15 protein-coding genes are annotated in these 16,731 nt (G+C 66.9%); 5 read left to right on the top strand and 10 right to left on the bottom strand.

The window, feature by feature from the left end; translation table 11 throughout:
• Positions 1-73: 73 nt before the first annotated feature.
• From ACFO0G_RS17575 to dut, 4 genes are all read right to left on the bottom strand, one after another.
• A complete protein-coding gene (locus ACFO0G_RS17575) occupies positions 74-838 on the bottom strand; it encodes a DUF3159 domain-containing protein (protein WP_286403465.1) in 765 nt (254 codons plus the stop codon).
• A complete protein-coding gene (locus ACFO0G_RS17570; protein ID WP_286404372.1) occupies positions 835-1,143 on the bottom strand; it encodes a single stranded DNA-binding domain-containing protein in 309 nt (102 codons plus the stop codon). Before ACFO0G_RS17570 ends, ACFO0G_RS17575 begins: the two co-directional genes overlap by 4 nt.
• Positions 1,144-1,189: 46 nt before the next feature.
• The gene (locus ACFO0G_RS17565; protein ID WP_286403464.1) at positions 1,190-1,903 is read right to left on the bottom strand and encodes a DUF3710 domain-containing protein; all 714 of its coding nucleotides are present in this window, start codon (positions 1,901-1,903) and stop codon (positions 1,190-1,192) included.
• A 105-nt stretch (positions 1,904-2,008) separates the two neighbouring features.
• Positions 2,009-2,527: a dUTP diphosphatase gene (gene dut / locus ACFO0G_RS17560; RefSeq protein WP_286403462.1), complete on the bottom strand. Its 519-nt coding sequence runs from the start codon at positions 2,525-2,527 to the stop codon at positions 2,009-2,011.
• A gap of 127 nt (positions 2,528-2,654) precedes the next feature.
• On the opposite strand from dut, the gene ACFO0G_RS17555 reads away from it, so the two are divergent.
• The 3 genes from ACFO0G_RS17555 to ACFO0G_RS17545 all read left to right on the top strand — a co-directional run bounded on the left by ACFO0G_RS17555 (position 2,655) and on the right by ACFO0G_RS17545 (position 5,340).
• Positions 2,655-3,143 (top strand): DUF3093 domain-containing protein, encoded by a 489-nt coding sequence (locus ACFO0G_RS17555; protein WP_286403461.1) that lies wholly within the window; start codon positions 2,655-2,657, stop codon positions 3,141-3,143.
• A gap of 162 nt (positions 3,144-3,305) precedes the next feature.
• The gene (sepH, locus tag ACFO0G_RS17550; RefSeq protein WP_376979236.1) at positions 3,306-4,625 is read left to right on the top strand and encodes a septation protein SepH; all 1,320 of its coding nucleotides are present in this window, start codon (positions 3,306-3,308) and stop codon (positions 4,623-4,625) included.
• A gap of 109 nt (positions 4,626-4,734) precedes the next feature.
• Positions 4,735-5,340 carry a dihydrofolate reductase family protein gene (locus ACFO0G_RS17545; RefSeq protein ID WP_286403454.1) on the top strand — a complete coding sequence of 202 codons (606 nt, stop codon included), beginning with the start codon at positions 4,735-4,737 and terminating at the stop codon, positions 5,338-5,340.
• 31 nt (positions 5,341-5,371) lie between these two features.
• Here the strand turns inward: ACFO0G_RS17545 and ACFO0G_RS17540 are convergent, their stop codons facing one another.
• Together ACFO0G_RS17540 and ACFO0G_RS17535 are read right to left on the bottom strand one after the other, a co-directional pair.
• On the bottom strand, positions 5,372-6,955 hold the full coding sequence (locus ACFO0G_RS17540) for an HNH endonuclease signature motif containing protein (protein ID WP_376979234.1): 1,584 nt from the start codon (positions 6,953-6,955) through the stop codon (positions 5,372-5,374).
• A 106-nt stretch (positions 6,956-7,061) separates the two neighbouring features.
• Positions 7,062-7,616, bottom strand: a complete 555-nt coding sequence (locus ACFO0G_RS17535; RefSeq protein ID WP_286403452.1) for a helix-turn-helix domain-containing protein — start codon at positions 7,614-7,616, stop codon at positions 7,062-7,064.
• A 31-nt stretch (positions 7,617-7,647) separates the two neighbouring features.
• Between ACFO0G_RS17535 and ACFO0G_RS17530 the strand changes: the two genes are divergently transcribed.
• Entirely contained in the window at positions 7,648-8,604 is a 957-nt protein-coding gene (locus ACFO0G_RS17530; protein WP_376979232.1) for a DMT family transporter, read from the top strand.
• 57 nt (positions 8,605-8,661) lie between these two features.
• On the opposite strand, the gene ACFO0G_RS17525 is transcribed toward ACFO0G_RS17530, so the two are convergent.
• Genes ACFO0G_RS17525 through ACFO0G_RS17510 form a run of 4 tightly spaced genes read right to left on the bottom strand, consistent with a single transcriptional unit; the run spans position 8,662 to position 14,095 of the window.
• Positions 8,662-9,402, bottom strand: coding sequence for a thymidine kinase (locus ACFO0G_RS17525; protein ID WP_286403446.1), 741 nt, complete (start codon positions 9,400-9,402; stop codon positions 8,662-8,664).
• A complete protein-coding gene (locus ACFO0G_RS17520) occupies positions 9,395-10,624 on the bottom strand; it encodes an alkaline phosphatase family protein (protein WP_286403443.1) in 1,230 nt (409 codons plus the stop codon). Before ACFO0G_RS17520 ends, ACFO0G_RS17525 begins: the two co-directional genes overlap by 8 nt.
• A gap of 1 nt (position 10,625) precedes the next feature.
• Entirely contained in the window at positions 10,626-11,369 is a 744-nt protein-coding gene (locus ACFO0G_RS17515) for a DUF5998 family protein (protein WP_286403441.1), read from the bottom strand.
• A 41-nt stretch (positions 11,370-11,410) separates the two neighbouring features.
• Positions 11,411-14,095 (bottom strand): bifunctional acetate--CoA ligase family protein/GNAT family N-acetyltransferase, encoded by a 2,685-nt coding sequence (locus ACFO0G_RS17510; protein ID WP_376979229.1) that lies wholly within the window; start codon positions 14,093-14,095, stop codon positions 11,411-11,413.
• A 77-nt stretch (positions 14,096-14,172) separates the two neighbouring features.
• Here ACFO0G_RS17510 and ACFO0G_RS17505 point away from each other — a divergent pair, with 77 nt between their 5' ends.
• Positions 14,173-16,689: a DNA gyrase/topoisomerase IV subunit A gene (locus tag ACFO0G_RS17505; protein WP_376979227.1), complete on the top strand. Its 2,517-nt coding sequence runs from the start codon at positions 14,173-14,175 to the stop codon at positions 16,687-16,689.
• Positions 16,690-16,731 lie beyond the last annotated feature (42 nt).

The following is a 16,731-nucleotide window of genomic DNA, read 5'->3' as shown; positions in this document are numbered from 1 at the left end:
ATGGCAGCCGGGCATCAGGCAGCTTGGGCGCCGGGTATCCCGTACGTCCAGAGGTGCCGGTTTGTTGGCGGCGTCAGCCCGCCTGGCCGGCTTCGGTTTCGGCTGGAGCCGGCCGGGTCACAAGCCAGGCCACCCAGATTCCGAGGATGTACAGGGGTGCGCCCATGATCAAGCGGGTGGTGGCGAGGGCGGCCAGGCCGTCAGTGCCCATGAGGTACAGGGGCACCTGCACGATGAGCCGGAGGGCCAGGACCGCGACGATGATCCAGGTGCCCAGGCGGTAGGCCTTGACCCGGTCCGGCTCCTTGCGCCAATCCACGCCTTCATTCCGGATGAAGCCGAAGAGGAGCCCTGCCACAGGCCACTTGACGGCGATCGAGATGACCAGCGCCAGGATGTAGGCGGCATTGGTAAAGAATCCGGGGAGGTAGAAGTCTTCGGCCTTGCCGGTGGTGTTGGCCAGCCAGGCCGAAATGCCGACGCCTGCCACGCCCGCCAAGGCCTGGGTGAGGGGCCGGCGCTGCACCAGGCGGACAACAGTGAACACGGCCGACGACGCCAGGGCCGCCACCAGGGACAGCGGAAGTTCGCGGGTGACGGTGAAGGCCACCAGGAACACCAGGCCGGGAACGATGCTTTCGGCAATGCCCTGCACTCCCCCGGCGCTGCGCAGGACGTCCACGCGGCCGTCGTGGGTGCGGTGGAGGCCTGCCTTGGCGGCATATTCTGCGGCGAGGCCGGCAACCGGGGACTGTCCTGCGGCCTGCGGCCTGCCCTCCTGCGGCCCCCCGGCGCGGTGTGCAGCGCCGGATGGCTGATCGGGCTGGTGCTCAGTCATTCGTTCTCCTGGCGGGACAGTATCTCGTAACGCGGATTGAAGATGGTGGGCATATCCTTGCCGCGGGCCAGCATTCCCTCCACCCGGATCTCGGCACCCGCTTGGATGCCCGGCACGCGCCGCCGGCCCAGCCAGACAACGCGGAGCCTTGCGGGCCTGCCCCGGCCCGACCCTGTTGCGGGACGGTCGGCGTCGTCCTCAGTAACGATGGCGCTGTACTCAGGGGTGCGGTCGGCCGGAACGAACGTCACCGATTCGATGTGCCCCTGGCACAGGACACGTCCCCGGTCCGGAAGCTGCCCCAACGGCGTAATGCCGCCAAGGCCCGTCGCCGCCTCGTCACTGTGGGGCTCAGCCGATCTGGGTGATTTCCGGACCACGTTCGGGCTCCTCCAGGGTGGGCGCGGCGGGCGGAGGAGTGGCGGAGGCGTCCTTGGGCAGCCGCAGCTGCAAAAGATCACGCGGCGGCATGGGGCTGTCACCACGGACCACCACGACCTGCCGGAACAGGGCCTCAAGCGCTTCCGCGGCGGGGCGCTCCAGTGCCGCGGGTCCGCCCAGGACGCCGCGCAGGAACCAGCGGGGGCCGTCGACGCCGATGAAGCGGGCCACGCGGTAGCCCTGGCTGCCGTCCGGGAGCCCGGCGGGCAGCTTGGCCACCAGTTCCGTACCGAAGGCGCCTTCCACCTCTTCAACCTGGCCGCCCTGGGCGCCTACGGACTGGCCGATCTGTTCGCGGATCTCGTCCCAGAGCGTCTCTGTCTTGGGAGCGGCGAAAGCCTGCAGCTGAAGGCTGGAGCCGTTCAGGTCAAGGGTCACTGCCACCACCCGCTGTGTGGCCTCTTCCACTTCGAGCCGGAGCTGGAGGCCCTCGCTCGGCGTGATGAGCAGGGCGCCCAGGTCCACAAAGCCGTCGGTGCTGGTGATTTCGGACTCATCAAACGGCCCGTGCTGGCGACGGGCGTCCGGAGAGGGGGCATCTTCGCCGGCCTCCGCGAGCGTAAGCTCTTCCACCGGCTCCGCCGGTTCGTCCTTCTTTGCTTTCCTGCCGAACCCAAAGACCATGGGTGACTCCTTAATTCTTCAATGTGCCAGTTATGAAACCTGCCGGCCGGATCCCTGGAGGTTCCGCCGTCGTGCATGCTGGCGTGGCAGCGGGCGCAGCCGCGGTCAGGCTCCGGGGGCGTTGAACCCGCCGGTGGAGCCAAAGCCTCCGGTGCCGCGCACGGATCCGCTCAATTCACTGACAGGAATGAACTGGGCATGCTCCACCCGCTGAATGACCATTTGGGCAATTCTATCGCCGCGCCGAAGCTCTATCGGCCGGGCCGAATCGGTGTTGAGCAGGGTTACCGAAATCTCGCCACGGTAGCCTGCGTCCACGGTGCCGGGAGCATTGACGATCGTAAGGCCGTGCTTGGTGGCCAGGCCGGACCGGGGGTGGATCAGCGCCACGAACCCGTCAGGCAGTGCAATGGCCACGCCGGTGGGAACCAGCTTGCGCTCCCCCGGCAACAGGACCACGTCCTCCCGGGCACGAAGGTCGGCACCGGCGTCGCCGGGATGCGCGTAGGAGGGCGCTTCCAGCTCCGGATCCAGCATCTTCAACTGCACCTGCAGGGTGGGGGCAGCAGCAGCGGGCGATGCTGCGTCCGGGACAAGGTCTACCGTTGCGGGATGATCAGTCACAGTCACTCACTCTAACCCGCGCCCCCAAATCGAGCCTAGGCAGCCCGTGGCCCCGCGGCTGGCCGGAGCGGCCGGACCAGGGGTGGCCCAAGGTGAAATACCCAGCCAAAGGTGGAAAGCTTGGGCTATGCCCGAATCAAGCCCGCACGCATCCGTTCCCAGCACGCCCTCAGCCGGCGCACCCGTGGTCTACAGGGAAAAGCTGTGGCCCAACGCCTGGATCTGGATCATCGCAGCCGGCGTCTCGGCGGCGGGCATCCTGGTCTTCGCGCCCATCAGCATGGCGGCGGGTTACACAGCGGCGCTGGTGCTCTTCGCGATCATCACAGTCCTCCTGGTTGTCTCGACCCCCGCCATCACGGTGACCGGGGACGCACTCAACGTCGGTAGGGCCACCATTGAGCGCCGGTTTGTGGGCAGCGTGCAGCAATTCACTGCCGGTGAGGCGACGGCGGAGCGCGGCACCCGGCTGAACGGTCTCGCCTACCTGTGCATCCGCGGCTGGATTGATCCCGTGGTGAAGATCGAGATCACTGATCCGGCCGACCGGACCCCGTACTGGCTCGCTTCCACCCGCCATCCGGATCAACTGACAGCGGCCCTGACCCGGCGCTGACGCTCGCAGGATTCCGCCCCAGGCGCTTCGCCCGCTTGTGAACCTTCCCTTCAACCCAGGGAATCCAGCGGAAAATCACGGCGCGCCCTGCTCCTTGAGCCAAATCCACGCCGCCGGGTGGCAGAGTTTCGGTTGATAGTAATGCCAGGGTGGAGGATTTGTATGCAGGATCTACGGCTTGTAGGCGTGCACGACGACGGGACACATCTCCTGTTGAGCGGGGCCGGCGGCGAGATGTTCCAGCTGCCGATCGATGAGGCACTCAGGACAGCCAGCCGGTCTACGGCCAAACCGCGCGTGGAACGGCCCGCTGTTCCCATGTCCCCCAGGGACATCCAGGCCCGCATCCGCGCCGGTGCAACTGCTGCGGACGTCGCGGAGTTGTCCGGGATGCCGCTGGCCAAGGTGGAGCGCTATGAAGGCCCCGTCCTGGCGGAGCGCGAATATGTTGCCCAGCAGGCGCGGAAAGTTGAAGTCGCGGCGCCCTCCCCCGGCCACGACATTTACCGGTCCGCGTTCGGCGACAACCCCGCAACCCTCGACGACATGGTGGCCCACCGGCTCTCAGCGCATGGCATTGACCCCGCCACCGTGGAATGGGATTCGTGGCGGCGCCAGGACGGTACGTGGACCGTCTCGGCAAGCTTCGAGGCCAAGGCAGGCGGGACATCCGGAATCGGTGAGGAACCTCCGGCGCTCTGGACGTTCAACCCGGCCCGGAAGTCGCTGCAAAACACCAACCGCTGGGCGCAGCAGCTGAGTGAGCTCGAGCCGCTGGATGGCCCTGTTCCCGCCCGCCGCCTCACTGCGGTTTCCGACCGCCCCTTCGATTTCGAGACCGACGCGGATTCTTCCAAAGCCTCTCCCGGGGGCCAGGCCGGCCCTGCCCAGGATGCCGGCACGGAATCCGATGGCCTGCTGGACATGCTCAGGTCACGGCGTGGGCAGCGGCTGGGTGTGGACGAAGATTCCGATGATGCACTGGCAATGCTCCTCACCCATGGTGTGCCGGCCGCGCATCCCCGCCCTTCAGAGGTGGCCACCGACCCTGAGGCAGAGGAACCCGAGCCCCAGGACGACCAACGGGACGCGCCTGCCGCCCAAGGCGATTCCTTCATCCGGCGCAGGGACACCAGGCCGTCGATGCTTTCGAGGCTTAGCCTTCTTCCGCCGCACCGCGACGGCCAGGACGACGGCCTGCGGCTTCACGACGGCGTCAGCACGGATACCAGGGAAATCACCATTGCGGCGTCCCCGCAGAAACCCTCCGGTTCCACGACCGAAGCAGGCTCCGGAAGCTCCGGTGGGGCCGGGCTGGATGAACTCCTGGGCAGCAATCCCCGTCGTTCCGCCAAACAGGACGACGCGTCACCTGCCACCGGGCAGCTGCCGGAGACCGAGGCGCCGGAACGGCCTGCCCGCCCAAAGCGGTCCAGCGTGCCGTCCTGGGATGAAATCGTCTTCGGCACCCGGAGCGACTAAGGGCTTTTCTTCCTTCCGTCTTCCTTCCGTACGGGGTCGTTCCTGCCTGCGCTGCATGCTAGGATCCCGGCACGCCATCAGTCAGACGCTGTAATTACGGAGGTTTCCCGTGCCGGACACTACCTGCCACATGTCCATGTCGCTGGACGGCTTCGTCGCCGGGCCTGACCAGAGCCGCGAGAACCCGTTGGGCAAGCGCGGGCTGGAACTGCATGGCTGGCACATCGGCGATCCCCGGGCCAACGATGCCGACAAGACTGCGACCGAATGGCTGATGCGCCCACGGGGAGCATACGTGATGGGGCGAAATATGTACGGCCCTATCCGCGGCGAGTGGGATGCTGACTGGTCCGGCTGGTGGGGGCCGGAACCGCCGTACCATGCTCCCGTTTTCGTGCTGACGCATTATCCCCATGACCCCATCCAGATGGAGGGCGGGACGACTTTCCACTTTGTTACCAGCGGCTTCGACGCTGCTTATGCGGCAGCACTGGATGCCGCCGGCGGCAAAGGGGTGGATATCGCAGGCGGAGCCTCCACTGTCAGGCAGGCGTTGCAAGCAGGGGTGATTGATGAACTCACCCTCGACATCGCGCCGGTCTTGCTGGGATCCGGCGAGCGAATGTTCGATGGCATTGAGTCCTTCGGCTTCGAACCCGTCGAGGTACTGCACTCACCGCTTGCTACGCACATCCGCTACCGCCGTATCAGCTGACGTCACACAGGACAACGGCACTCGAAGCCGGTCAGGCATGGGCGCGCAGGAACTGCTCCAGGGTATCTTCCCAAGGGGACCCGGTCTGCCGAACGATGTCGACGCTGCCCGTTCCCAATCCACCTGGCCAGTGGGGTGGTTCCCAGTCCTGGTGCTCGCTCGGGTAATGCCGGCCGGTGGGTGAAATCCAGCCGGGCGGCTCGTTCTTCGCGGCCGGACTGGGTTTCCAGCCGGTGGCGTGCCGGAGCTTGTGGTGTTTCGGGCAGGGCTGCCCCAGGTTGCTGATCCCGGTGGTGCCGCCTTTTGCCCAGGCGAGGATGTGGTCGGCGTCGTTGTCCAGGGAGTTGTTGCTGCAGCCCGGGAACGGGCACTTACCGTCCCGCATCCGCAACCAAGCCCGCATCGCCCCGGTCACCCGGTAACTCGTCCGCCCGATCTCCAGCGGCGCCCCGTCCCGCGGATCCACCAACACCCGGTAAAACGACGTTGCCCCGTTCGCGACCAGGTCCCGGGCCATCGACGGCGGGATCGGCCCGTACCCGTCCAGCACGGCCGGCTCGTCAGTCACGCCCATCAGGGAGAACACCGGAACCGTGACCAGGACTTGCGCGCGGATCGGTGATGACCACGACTCCCGTCCGGCAGCGGCGCCTGCACTACCGCTGGCACGTCCAGTGGACTGGGTAGCGGTTCCGTAACCGGCAGCCGCCCTGTCCCCGTCAGCTACAGGAGCATCAGATGCACCGGAGATACTCAAAGCGGCGCAGACACTCAAGACGCCGTTACCGTTCCCTTCTGTGAAGACGGGGCTGCCGAGGATCGCCTCGGCGAACTCGTCCGCCCGCAGCTGCGGCATGGTCCGGCACTCGTCCGGGCCCTGCATGCCACGCGAGATCGCGGTGAGCCGGTTCCACCCGGCCAACGCCTCAGCCGCCGGCAGGCACGCGGACAGCCAGGCCATCCCGTCCTGGTCCGGCCGGAACTCCACCCGCCGATCCGCGATCCCCTTGGCATGGCGTTTCTCGATGCTCTCGGCGTGGTGGCGTTCCCGCCACGTCCTGGCCTTGACCCGAAACCGGTGCGCCGGAAGCTGCCCCACAGGGCACCCCCGAGCAGGGTCCTGGGCGTCAGGGTCAAGGAAATGGGCTTCCAACGCCGCCGCCCCCGCAGCATCCAGACACGCGGCCTCGTCCGCCATCACCACCGCGTGCTGCCACGACAGGGTCCCGGTCTGCAGCCCCGCCAACGTTCGCGGCAACGAGGAAACAACGGCGTGCGAAGTCGCCAGGAACGAGGACGCCGCCCGCGGCCCCAACGCCAGCACACACCCGATCTCCGCCGTGACCGCCATCTCCTGCGCCTGCACCGGCACACCCGGACCGGCAACAGCACCGGCACTCTCTCCGTAAGCCACGGCAGTCTTCGCCTTCAGCCCCGCCAACCCGGCTTCAACCTCACGGGCACCGGCCAAAATATCCAGGCACCCATCCGCCAGCCCCGCCAACGGATCAGCCACCGAAAACGGCTCCAACCCGAACCCATCCACCTCCGCATTCAACACAGCAAGGGCAGCCCGGATGTCCGCATAAGCCCTGCTTACCGCTGCCTTCCCCATAAGCCAATAATGGCAAGGGGGTCTGACAATCACGTTGAACGAGGAGTTGGCTGCCATCAAGGGCGCTCAACTCCTGCCGCAGCGTATTAGACGTATGGCAGCCGAATCAACTGACAACGACACGCACAAAGCGTGCCCGGGTGTCACCAAGGTTTGCGTACGCGTACTGCTGCGAGGTGGGGAAGGCGAGGTGGTCACCTGTATTGAGTTCGGTGGGACCGTCTTCTTGTTCAACCCGAATTGATCCTTCGGAGACGAAGATCATTTCAGACCAACCCACCGGATCAGGCTCCGCGTCGTAGCGGTCGCCCGGTTCCAGGGTCCAGGCCCACAGCTGGGCATCCTTGGTAGCGGGAACCGATGCCAGCAGCACCGCGATGCTGCCTTGCCGGTTTCCTCGCCATGCAACTTCGCTGATGTTTGCATGGTGCGCGGCCGGTGCGGCAACGAGATCGACGAAGGTGACACCCAGCGCGTCAGCGAGATGATCAAGACCTGTCAGGCTGATGTTCGCCTCACCAGCCTCGAGCTTGACCACCGTGCGTCGACTGACGCCGGCGCGATCAGCCAAGGCGACTTGGCTGAGTTGTGCCGCCGCGCGAAACCGCCGTACGTTCGCACTGACGTGGTCCAGGACCCTGGCTGCTCCCTCATTTTGCATGTGCACTATTCTGCACCATAAGGTGAGCATTATGTTGCACACTGCCCCTCGGAACCAGTTCTCCCGACAGGAACTTGCCCTCGTCCTCATCACTGCAGTGTGGGGGGCGACCTTCCTGATCGTTCACGTCGCCGTACAGTACAGCGGACCGTGGTTTTTTGTTGGCATGCGGTTTTTGACCGCAGGCCTCATCAGCGCCGTCATTTTCGCACGTGTCCTTTGTTGCATTACCTTGAAGGAGATTGCGGCAGGCTCAGCCATCGGCGTCATGATCTTCCTGGGCTACGGACTTCAAACCGTTGGTCTTCAAACAATCGACAGCAGCACTTCCGCGTTCATTACGGCTCTCTACGTTCCGCTTGTACCGGTCCTGCAGTGGATGGTGTTCAGGAAACCGCCAGGGCTTTCAGCATGGATCGGTGTCGGGCTGGCCTTCGTCGGTCTCGTGCTGCTCGCCGACCCAGCGAGCGTCGGCTTCACCTTCAGCTCCGGGGAGATCGCGACTGTCGCCAGCACCCTTCCGATCGCAGCGGAGATCATCCTCATCGGTTGGTTCGCAGGCAAAGTGCACCTCGGCCGGGTGACCGTGGTGCAGTTGCTCGTTGCGGGATCACTGGGCTTCGTGGCCGTGCCTATGGTCGGAGAGGAATTGCCTGCGTTCTCATGGGTGTGGGTGGGAGCGGCGGTCGCCCTAGGGACTTTTAGCTGCGTCATCCAGCTCACCATGAACTGGGCCCAGCGATCGGTTTCGCCGACAAGAGCAACGATCATCTACGCTGGCGAGCCCGTTTGGGCTGCGATCATCGGCCGGATTGCGGGCGACCGGCTTCCTCCGGTCGCGGTGGCCGGCGCCATCTTCATTGTGGTTGGCGCGCTTGTCAGCGAACTCAAACTGCGCACTGGCAAGGACGGCGCTGTCCCACCCGAGCCACCACTGGGTGCCGGCGGTCCAGCCTCCGTCGTGCACCAACTGGATCCAACGGACTAACTCAAGCCCGGAACCCTGGACTGCCATTTCGGTCAAGGCAGGCGCGGGCCCACGGAATCAGCCTTCCCCGTCGCCCCCGTGCTTCTCCCCCAGGCCGCCGGAGCCGCGCCACAGGCACGCGTCCACGTCGAACGGCAGCAGCTGGTCCTGCTGGGCCATTAAAGAAGCACCGTGCGCCGTGACCCGCCGCATGAAGTGGCGCCTGCACAGCGTCTCGTATCCCACCACGGGAACATGCCCGGCCTCCGGGGCGGCGGCCTCGACCACCATGTCCACGTCGCCCACCACCACCTGCGCCCCTTCGGTGACCATGACGCCGTCGACCGTCCTGGCGTTGTGCGTGGCCCGGCGCCCGCACCAGCACAGCGCCTCCACCTGGAGTACTTGCACGCGGTCGGCGAGCTCGATCAGGCGCTGCGAACCGGGGAACAACCGGGTGCGGAAGTCGGCAGTAATGCCGAACGCGAAGACGTCCACGTCAATTTCGTCCACCACCTTGGCCAGTTGCTCCACCTGCTCAGGGGTATAGAACTGCGCTTCGTCGCAGATCAGGTAGTCCACCCGCCGGCCCTGGGTACGCCGGATCATCACTTCCTCCCAGAAGTCCGTGCTGTCCAGCACCTCCACCGCATCCGTTTCCAGGCCCAGGCGGCTTGAGATCCGGGACTCGCCGGCGCGGTCATTGCGGCTGAACCGTACGCCGCCGCGCCCGCGGGCCCGGTGGTTATAGTCCATCTGCAGGGCCAGCGTTGATTTGCCGCAGTCCATGGTGCCGGAGAAGAAGATGAGCTCAGCCACGGCGGCGGCCCTTTCCTTCAGCGGCAAAGCAGAGCAGCGGGACCTCCCGCTCAGCCTTGGTCAGTGAGCCGTGCTGGCCCACCACTTCCATGGCCGTGGGCCGCATGCGCCGGCCGTCGTAAAGCGCGACGGCGTCACGCGCCGCGATCATCACGTCACCGATCCTGCCTTCAACAGCGGGACGTACGTCACCAAAGAGCCCACCGGCAACGGCCTCCTCCCGGGTGAAGGCCCACACTCGGTCACCGAACCGGGCTTTCCAGGCGCCCAGCAGCCGGTCGCGGGCGCCGGCAGCGGACTCCAGGTGCGCCTCATCCAGGTACAGGTGCACCATGCGCGGTTCACCGGCGGTGTGGCGGACGCCGTCCACCAACTCCGGGTCCTTGGAAAAATCAAGGCGCTGCGACTCGGGGATGTCCAGCATCCCGTGGTCGGCGGTGAGCAGGATGGTGGTGCCGGACGGAAGGGAGGAGTTGAGCCGCTTGACCGTGGCGTCGAGCTCTTCCAGCTGGTGTTCCCACTGTTCGGACCTGCTGCCGTAGCGGTGCCCTGCCTTGTCCAGTTCATTGACGTAGAAATACATCAGGGACCGGCCGGAGGCAGCCATGGCCTCGGCAGCGGCGGCAGTTCGCGCGTGGGAGGTTGTCCCGGAGATGAACCTGCCACCCCGCAGCGCTGCCCGGGTCATGGGCGAGCTGTCGAACTGGGCGAGGCTGACGGTGCTGACATCCACCTCCCCGGCAATCCGTTCAAAGACCGTGGGGAACGGCTGCCAAGTGGAGGGGTCGACGCCGGGATCCCAGTTTCCAAGCAGGTTGACCACTTTGTCCTGGTCCGGGTCCAGGACGTCGTAGCCCACCATGCCGTGCTGCCCGGCCGGAAGTCCGGTTCCGAAGCTGGACAGTGCTGCAGCGGTGGTGGACGGAAAGGCTGAGTCCAGCCACACCGGGACCTCCGCCTGGCCTGCCTGCATCACCGAGCGCAGGAAGGGCGTGTGGGCGGCCTTTTGCTTCAGGAGGTTCCGGCCCAGGCCGTCCGCGAGCACGATACAGATTTTTTGGGCGGCCGGAAGCCCCAGAGTATTCGTGAAGCCTTCCACGCCAAGGCTGGCGGCACCGCTGGTCAGGACTTCCGCGATGGAGCGGTGCCCATAGGCGGGAGCGGGCGGAAGGTCGGGGGTGCGTCCGGGAGCTTGTCCTGCGTGGTGGCGGTCTTCCGGCATCTCAGCGCTGCTGGTGCCCGCGGCTGAGCCGGTTGCCGAACACTCCCGAACGCGGCCGGGGCGCCATGGACTGGGCGTGGGAAACCGGTGCGGCGGAACCGGTGTTGACCGCGCGCAGGGCCCGGGCGAACAGTTTGGCGTCCTGCACGGCCTGCAGCCCGTCAGCCTCGGCGCTGATGCGGAGCACGATGTCTTCCTGCGCGATGGTTCCGGTGTAGCCGTGGTCGGCTTCGCACTGAGGATCCCCGCAACTGGCAGGGCCCATGTCCAGCCGCTGCCCCCCGGACCAGGCAATGGACAGGGTGAGTTCCCGGACCGGGTCCGACGGCTTGTAGTTCTGCGGCTGCGCGTACATGTAGCTCAGGACCACAGACCGGATCTGGGCCACGGGAACCGACTCGGTGGAGATCTGGGCGACGATCTGCTCCCCCGCCTCGTCCAGTTGCTGGTCGTCCACGTGGGTGATCACCAGCATGTCGGCGGTCAGCACCAGCACGGTGATGTGGCGGCGGACTTCGGCGCGGTCGAAGTGGGTTTCCAGGTGCACCAGGTGGGCCACGCAGTCCCGGCCGTCCAGTGCATCGTCGACGACGTCCGAGACCAGCCGCGGGTAGAAGCCTGCCTTCTGCAGTGCGTCTTCCAGGCTCTGGCCCTGCACTCCGTGGTTGTGTGAGCTGTGGTGGCGGACGGCCTGGTTTTCATTGCCGGGCGTTTCGGGCGCCGACGCGGGAGGCTGGAAGCTCATGCCCCCATTTTCACAGATCGCCCGGTCACTTGCTAACCGCGTCAGCCCAGCATGGCCCGTCGCGCGCTGTCGGTGCGCTGCGCGGCGTTGCCGATCCGCACGTCGGCGGCGAGGATGGTCACCCCGGCGGTGCCGCACAAAACCGGGTTAAACTCCACCAGCGCGATCTCCGGATGGTTGTCCTTCATCCAGGCCAGCCGCCCGGCAAGGTCCTCAAGGGCAGCGACATCAACGGCCGGCAGGCCCTGGTAGCCGAAGAGCTTCCGGGACGCCCGCGGGGCCCGAATAAAATCGTGCACGTCAGCGGCGGAGAGCGGCGGCACCCGGTGCGACCAGTCATCGAGCAGGTTGACGGCGTCACCGGCCAGGCCGAACGAGATGACCGGGCCCAGCAGCGGATCCTCGATGGCACGGAAGGTGCAGGCCTGCCCCACCGGCGCCATCGCCTGCACTTCGAGCGCAGGGTCGCCATAGGCTGCGAGCGCCCGCCGCATTTGCTGCACATTGAGCCGCAGCGACTCCGCGTCCTCGATGCCCAGGCGCACCCCGCCAAGGTCCAGCCGGTGGCGAAGGGCCGGGGCGGTGGTCTTCAGCACCACGGGCCAGCCCAGGGCGTCAGCGGCCGCTACGGCCTCATCAGGGGCAGTGAACGGCCGGGACGGCAGGACGGAGATGCCGTAGTGCCCCAGCAGCGAAGCAGTTGCCGCCGGGTCCAGCTGCTTGAGCTGGGCACCGGTGACTTCCCGCAGCAGTTCGTCGAGCTCTGCTTCCGCCTGCCGCGGGTCGCAGCCCGCGGGTTCCACAAACTGCCCCTGGTCGCGGGCGGCCCACTCGGCGTACCGCACCACTGCGGCGAGCGCGGCGACGGCGGCGCCGGGGTTGGAATAGCAGGGAACGGTGCATCCCTCAGCCCCCACCAGGCCCTCCACATTGATGGCGGGGTCCAGGATGCCGGTGACCGCGGCCACCACCGGTTTGCCGGCGCTGGCTGAACATTCGGCCAGGACCTGCGCCACGGCATCGACCGTGAGGCCGCGTGCGGGCAGCAGGGCGGCGACGGCGGCGTGCACGGCATCAGAACCCAGGGCGTCAAGGAGGGCCTTCCGCAGCGCGGGGAGTGCCACCGACTGGCCGGCATCGAGGTCCAGTCCGGAGACCACCTGCGCCACCCCCAGCCCGTGCGCCACGGCACTGTCGGCCACCACGTTGCCCAGCGCCTCCGAGTTGCTGAAGATGGCAACATCCGGTCCGGCGGGAAGCGGCCTGCCGGAGACCACCTGGGCCACGTCGACCAGCTGCTCCACGGTTTCCACCCGGATCACGCCCGATTGCCGGAGCATGGCATCCAGCGCCCCGGCCGGCGCCTGGGTGGTGCGGACCGCATGCCCGGGCGGCAGCCGCAGGCCCATGGTGTCCGACTTGGCCACGATCACGGGCTTGGTGCGGGCCAGCCGGCGGGCGATGCGGGAGAACTTGCGGGGGTTGCCGATTGACTCAAGGTACAGGCCCACGGCGGAGGTGTCGGTGTCGTCCTCCCAGTACTGCATCATGTCATTGCCCGAAACGTCTGCCCTGTTGCCCGCCGAGAGGAGACTGGACACTCCCACCCGGCGCCGGCTGGAGGCGGCATAGAGCGAGACGCCGATTGCCGCGGACTGGCTGAACAGGCCCAGGCCGCCGCGCAGCGGCATGGTGGGGGCCATGGAGGCGTTCAGTGCCACGTCCGGGTGCGTGTTGGCGATGCCCAGCGACGCCGGGCCGATCACCCGCATGCCGTTCGCCCGGGCCTGGCGCACCAGGGCGCGTTGCCGCAGCAGGCCGCGTTCGCCGTCGTCCGCGAAGCCTGCCGAGGCAATCACGACGCCTTTGACACCCGCCGCAGCGCACTCCGCAACAACCCCTGCCACCTCCTCGTAGGGGACAGCGATGATGGCCAGCTGGACGGGTTCGGGGACCTCGGAGAGCTTGCCGTACGACATCATGCCCGCGAGCTCCAGTGCTTCCGGATTGATGGCGTAGACGGAGCCGTGGAAGCCGCCCTCGATGATGTGCTCCAGCAGTTGGTACCCCACGGTCCCCCACCTGCGGCTGGCACCGATCACGGCAACGGACGACGGCGCCAGCAGCTCCCGGACGCTCCTCGCCTCGGCGCGGTGCTCGCGGGATTCCATCACGGCCCGCGATTTCTCGGTGGGGTCGATGTTGAACTCGAGGCTGACGACGCCGTCGTCGAAGTGGCGCTTGACGTCGTAGCCGGCGTCGGAGAAGACCATGAGCATCTTCCGGTTTTCCGGCAGCACCTCCGCGGTGAACTTCCGGATCCCGTTTTCGTGCGCGGCGGCGGCAAGGTGTTCCAGCAGGATGGAGCCTATGCCCCTTCCCTGGTGGGAGTCGGCGATGTTGAAGGCGACCTCGGCCTCAATGGGGTTGGGGAGGCGGTCGTAGCGCCCAATGCCGATGATTTCACCGTGGATGGTGATCACGAACGCCACCCGGTCCTTGTAGTCCACCTCGGTGAAGCGCTTGAGTTCCTTGGCGGACAGCCTTGCCTTGAAGGCGAAGAAGCGCATGTAGATTGAATTCTGCGACTGCCCGGTATGGAAGGCCTGCACAGCCTCCGCGTCCGACGGGTGGATGGGCCGCAGATGCGCTGTTCCGCCGTCCCGCAGGACGACATCGGCTTCCCAATGTTCCGGATATTCGCCGTCCCCGGGCTGATCCACCATAGGCTTAGCCTAGCCAAAAACTCCCGCAGCACACCCCAATGGCTGCGCAGTAACCCCAGAAGGATTCACCACACCCCATGGCCCGCCGCCAAAGTCCAGCCCCGATCGCCGACGAGAACTACACGGAAAACATCGTCGATATCGATGTCACCTCCGAGATGCAGGGCTCGTTCCTGGAGTACGCGTACTCGGTGATCTACTCGCGCGCGCTCCCGGACGCCCGGGACGGGCTCAAGCCGGTCCAGCGCCGCATCCTGTACATGATGAACGACATGGGCCTGCGCCCGGACCGCGGCCACGTCAAGAGCGCCCGCGTGGTGGGCGAGGTCATGGGCAAGCTGCACCCGCACGGTGACGCCGCCATCTATGACGCCATGGTGCGCATGGCGCAGGACTTCTCCCTGCGCCTGCCGCTGATTGACGGACACGGCAACTTCGGCTCGCTCGACGACGGCCCGGCAGCACCGCGGTACACGGAGGCCAGGCTGGCGGCGGCCGCCCTCACCCTCACCAACCACCTCGACGAAGACGTGGTGGACTTCATCCCCAACTACGACAACCAGCTCACCCAGCCGGACGTCCTGCCGGCCGCCTTCCCCAACCTGCTGGTCAACGGCGCCACCGGCATCGCCGTCGGCATGGCCACCAACATGGCCCCGCATAACCTGGTGGAGGTCATCTCCGCGGCCCGGCACCTGATCGCGAACCCTGACGCCACCCTGGACGACCTCATGCGGTTCGTCCCGGGCCCGGACCTGCCCAGCGGCGGCCGGATCGTGGGCCTGGACGGCATCCGGGACGCGTACGCCACCGGCCGTGGATCCTTCAAGACCCGGGCCAAGGTGGAGATTGAACAGCTTTCCGCGCGCCGCACCGGCCTGGTGGTCACCGAGCTGCCGTACATGGTGGGCCCGGAAAAGGTGATCGAAAAGATCAAGGACGCGGTCAACGCCAAGAAGCTGACCGGCATCAGCGACATCGTCGACCTGACCGACCGCAAGCACGGGCTGCGGCTGGTTATTGAGCTCAAAAACGGCTTCAACCCCAACGCCGTGCTGCAGCAGCTTTACCGGTACACGCCGATGGAGGACTCCTTCGGCATCAACAACGTCACCCTGGTGGACGGCCAGCCGCAGACCCTGGGCCTGGTGGACTTGCTGTCCGTCTACGTCAACCACCGCATCAACGTGGTCCGCCGCCGCACAGTCTTCAGGCTCGGAAAGAAGAAGGACCGCCTGCACCTGGTGGAGGGCCTCCTCATCGCCATCGTGGACATTGACGAGGTCATCCAGATCATCCGGTCTTCGGACGAAGCCGCCGCGGCACGCGAGCGGCTGATGTCCATCTACGACCTCACCGAGATCCAGGCCAACTACATCCTGGAACTGCGCCTGCGCCAGCTCACCAAGTACTCCCGGATCGAGCTGGAAAAGGAACAGGACGAACTCCGCCGCGAGATCGCGGAACTGCAGGCCATCCTGGACTCCGAGGAACTACTGCGCACCGTGGTCTCCGACGAGCTGGGCGCCATCGCGGAGGAGCACGGCACTCCCCGGCGTACCGTCCTGCTGGAATCGGAGGCCGTCTCCCCCACCGTGGCCGCCGAACTTGCCGGCGCCAACGGCAAGAAGGGGAAGGCCGCCCCGCTGTCACTGGAGATCGCGGACGACCCCTGCTGGGCCATCCTCACCGCCTCCGGGCAGGTGGCCCGCACCAGCAACCAGGAGCCGCTGGCCGAGGCAGGGCCCCGCAGCAAGCACGACGTGTACACCTCGGTGGTGAAGACGTCGGCCCGGGGCGAGATCGCGGCCGTCACCTCGCTGGGCCGCATGCTCCGGTTGCAGGTCATGGACATGCCGGTGCTCGCGCCCATGGCGGGGCTGCCCAACCTCGCCGGCGGCGTGCCGGCCAAGGAGTTCCTCACCCTGGTGAAGGGTGAATCCCTGGTGGCGTTCGTGCGGCTGGACGAGGTCCTGGCCATCGGCACGGCCCAGGGCGTGGTGAAGCGCGTCCAGCCGGACTACCCGCTGAACCGCGAAGACTGGGAAGTCATCACCCTCAAGGACAAGGACGTGGTGGTGGGAGTCGCTCCCGCCGGGGCCGACGACGCCGAACTGGTGTTCCTCACCCGGGAGGCCCAGCTGCTGAAGTTCCCCGCATCCGCCGTCCGTCCCCAGGGGCGCACCGCCGGCGGCATGGCGGGAATCAAGCTCGCCGCGGGTGACCAGGTGATCTTCTTTGGTGCCGTGCAGCCCCAGGATGAGGCCGCCGTCGTGGTCACCATCGCCGGGACCAACGGCGCCCTCCCGGGCACTGCCCCGGGCACGGCCAAGGTGACGGCCTTCTCCGAATATCCGGCCAAGGGGCGCGCCACGGCGGGGGTCCGGTCGCACAGGTTCCTCAAGGGCGAGGACATGCTGCTGCTGGCCTGGGCGGGGCATGGTCCGGCGAAGGCATCCTCGGCAGCCGGTGTGGCCAGGTCGCTGCCCCAGGAGCATGGCCGGCGTGACGGCTCGGGCGTCCCGCTCTCCCAGGCCGTGGACGTGGTGGGCCCGGCCATGGCTTGGCCTGATGGGGAATCCGCGGAGGCCTAGAAGGGCGCCAGGCTGGGACAGGTGGCGCGGCCCGCACCGCTT

It is taken from the genome of Arthrobacter sedimenti, assembly GCF_042652025.1.
GTDB classification, from domain to species: Bacteria; Actinomycetota; Actinomycetes; order Actinomycetales; family Micrococcaceae; genus Arthrobacter; species Arthrobacter sedimenti.
The sequence above is the reverse complement of the archived record's forward strand: the minus strand, read 5'-3'. Positions and strand labels throughout refer to the sequence as shown.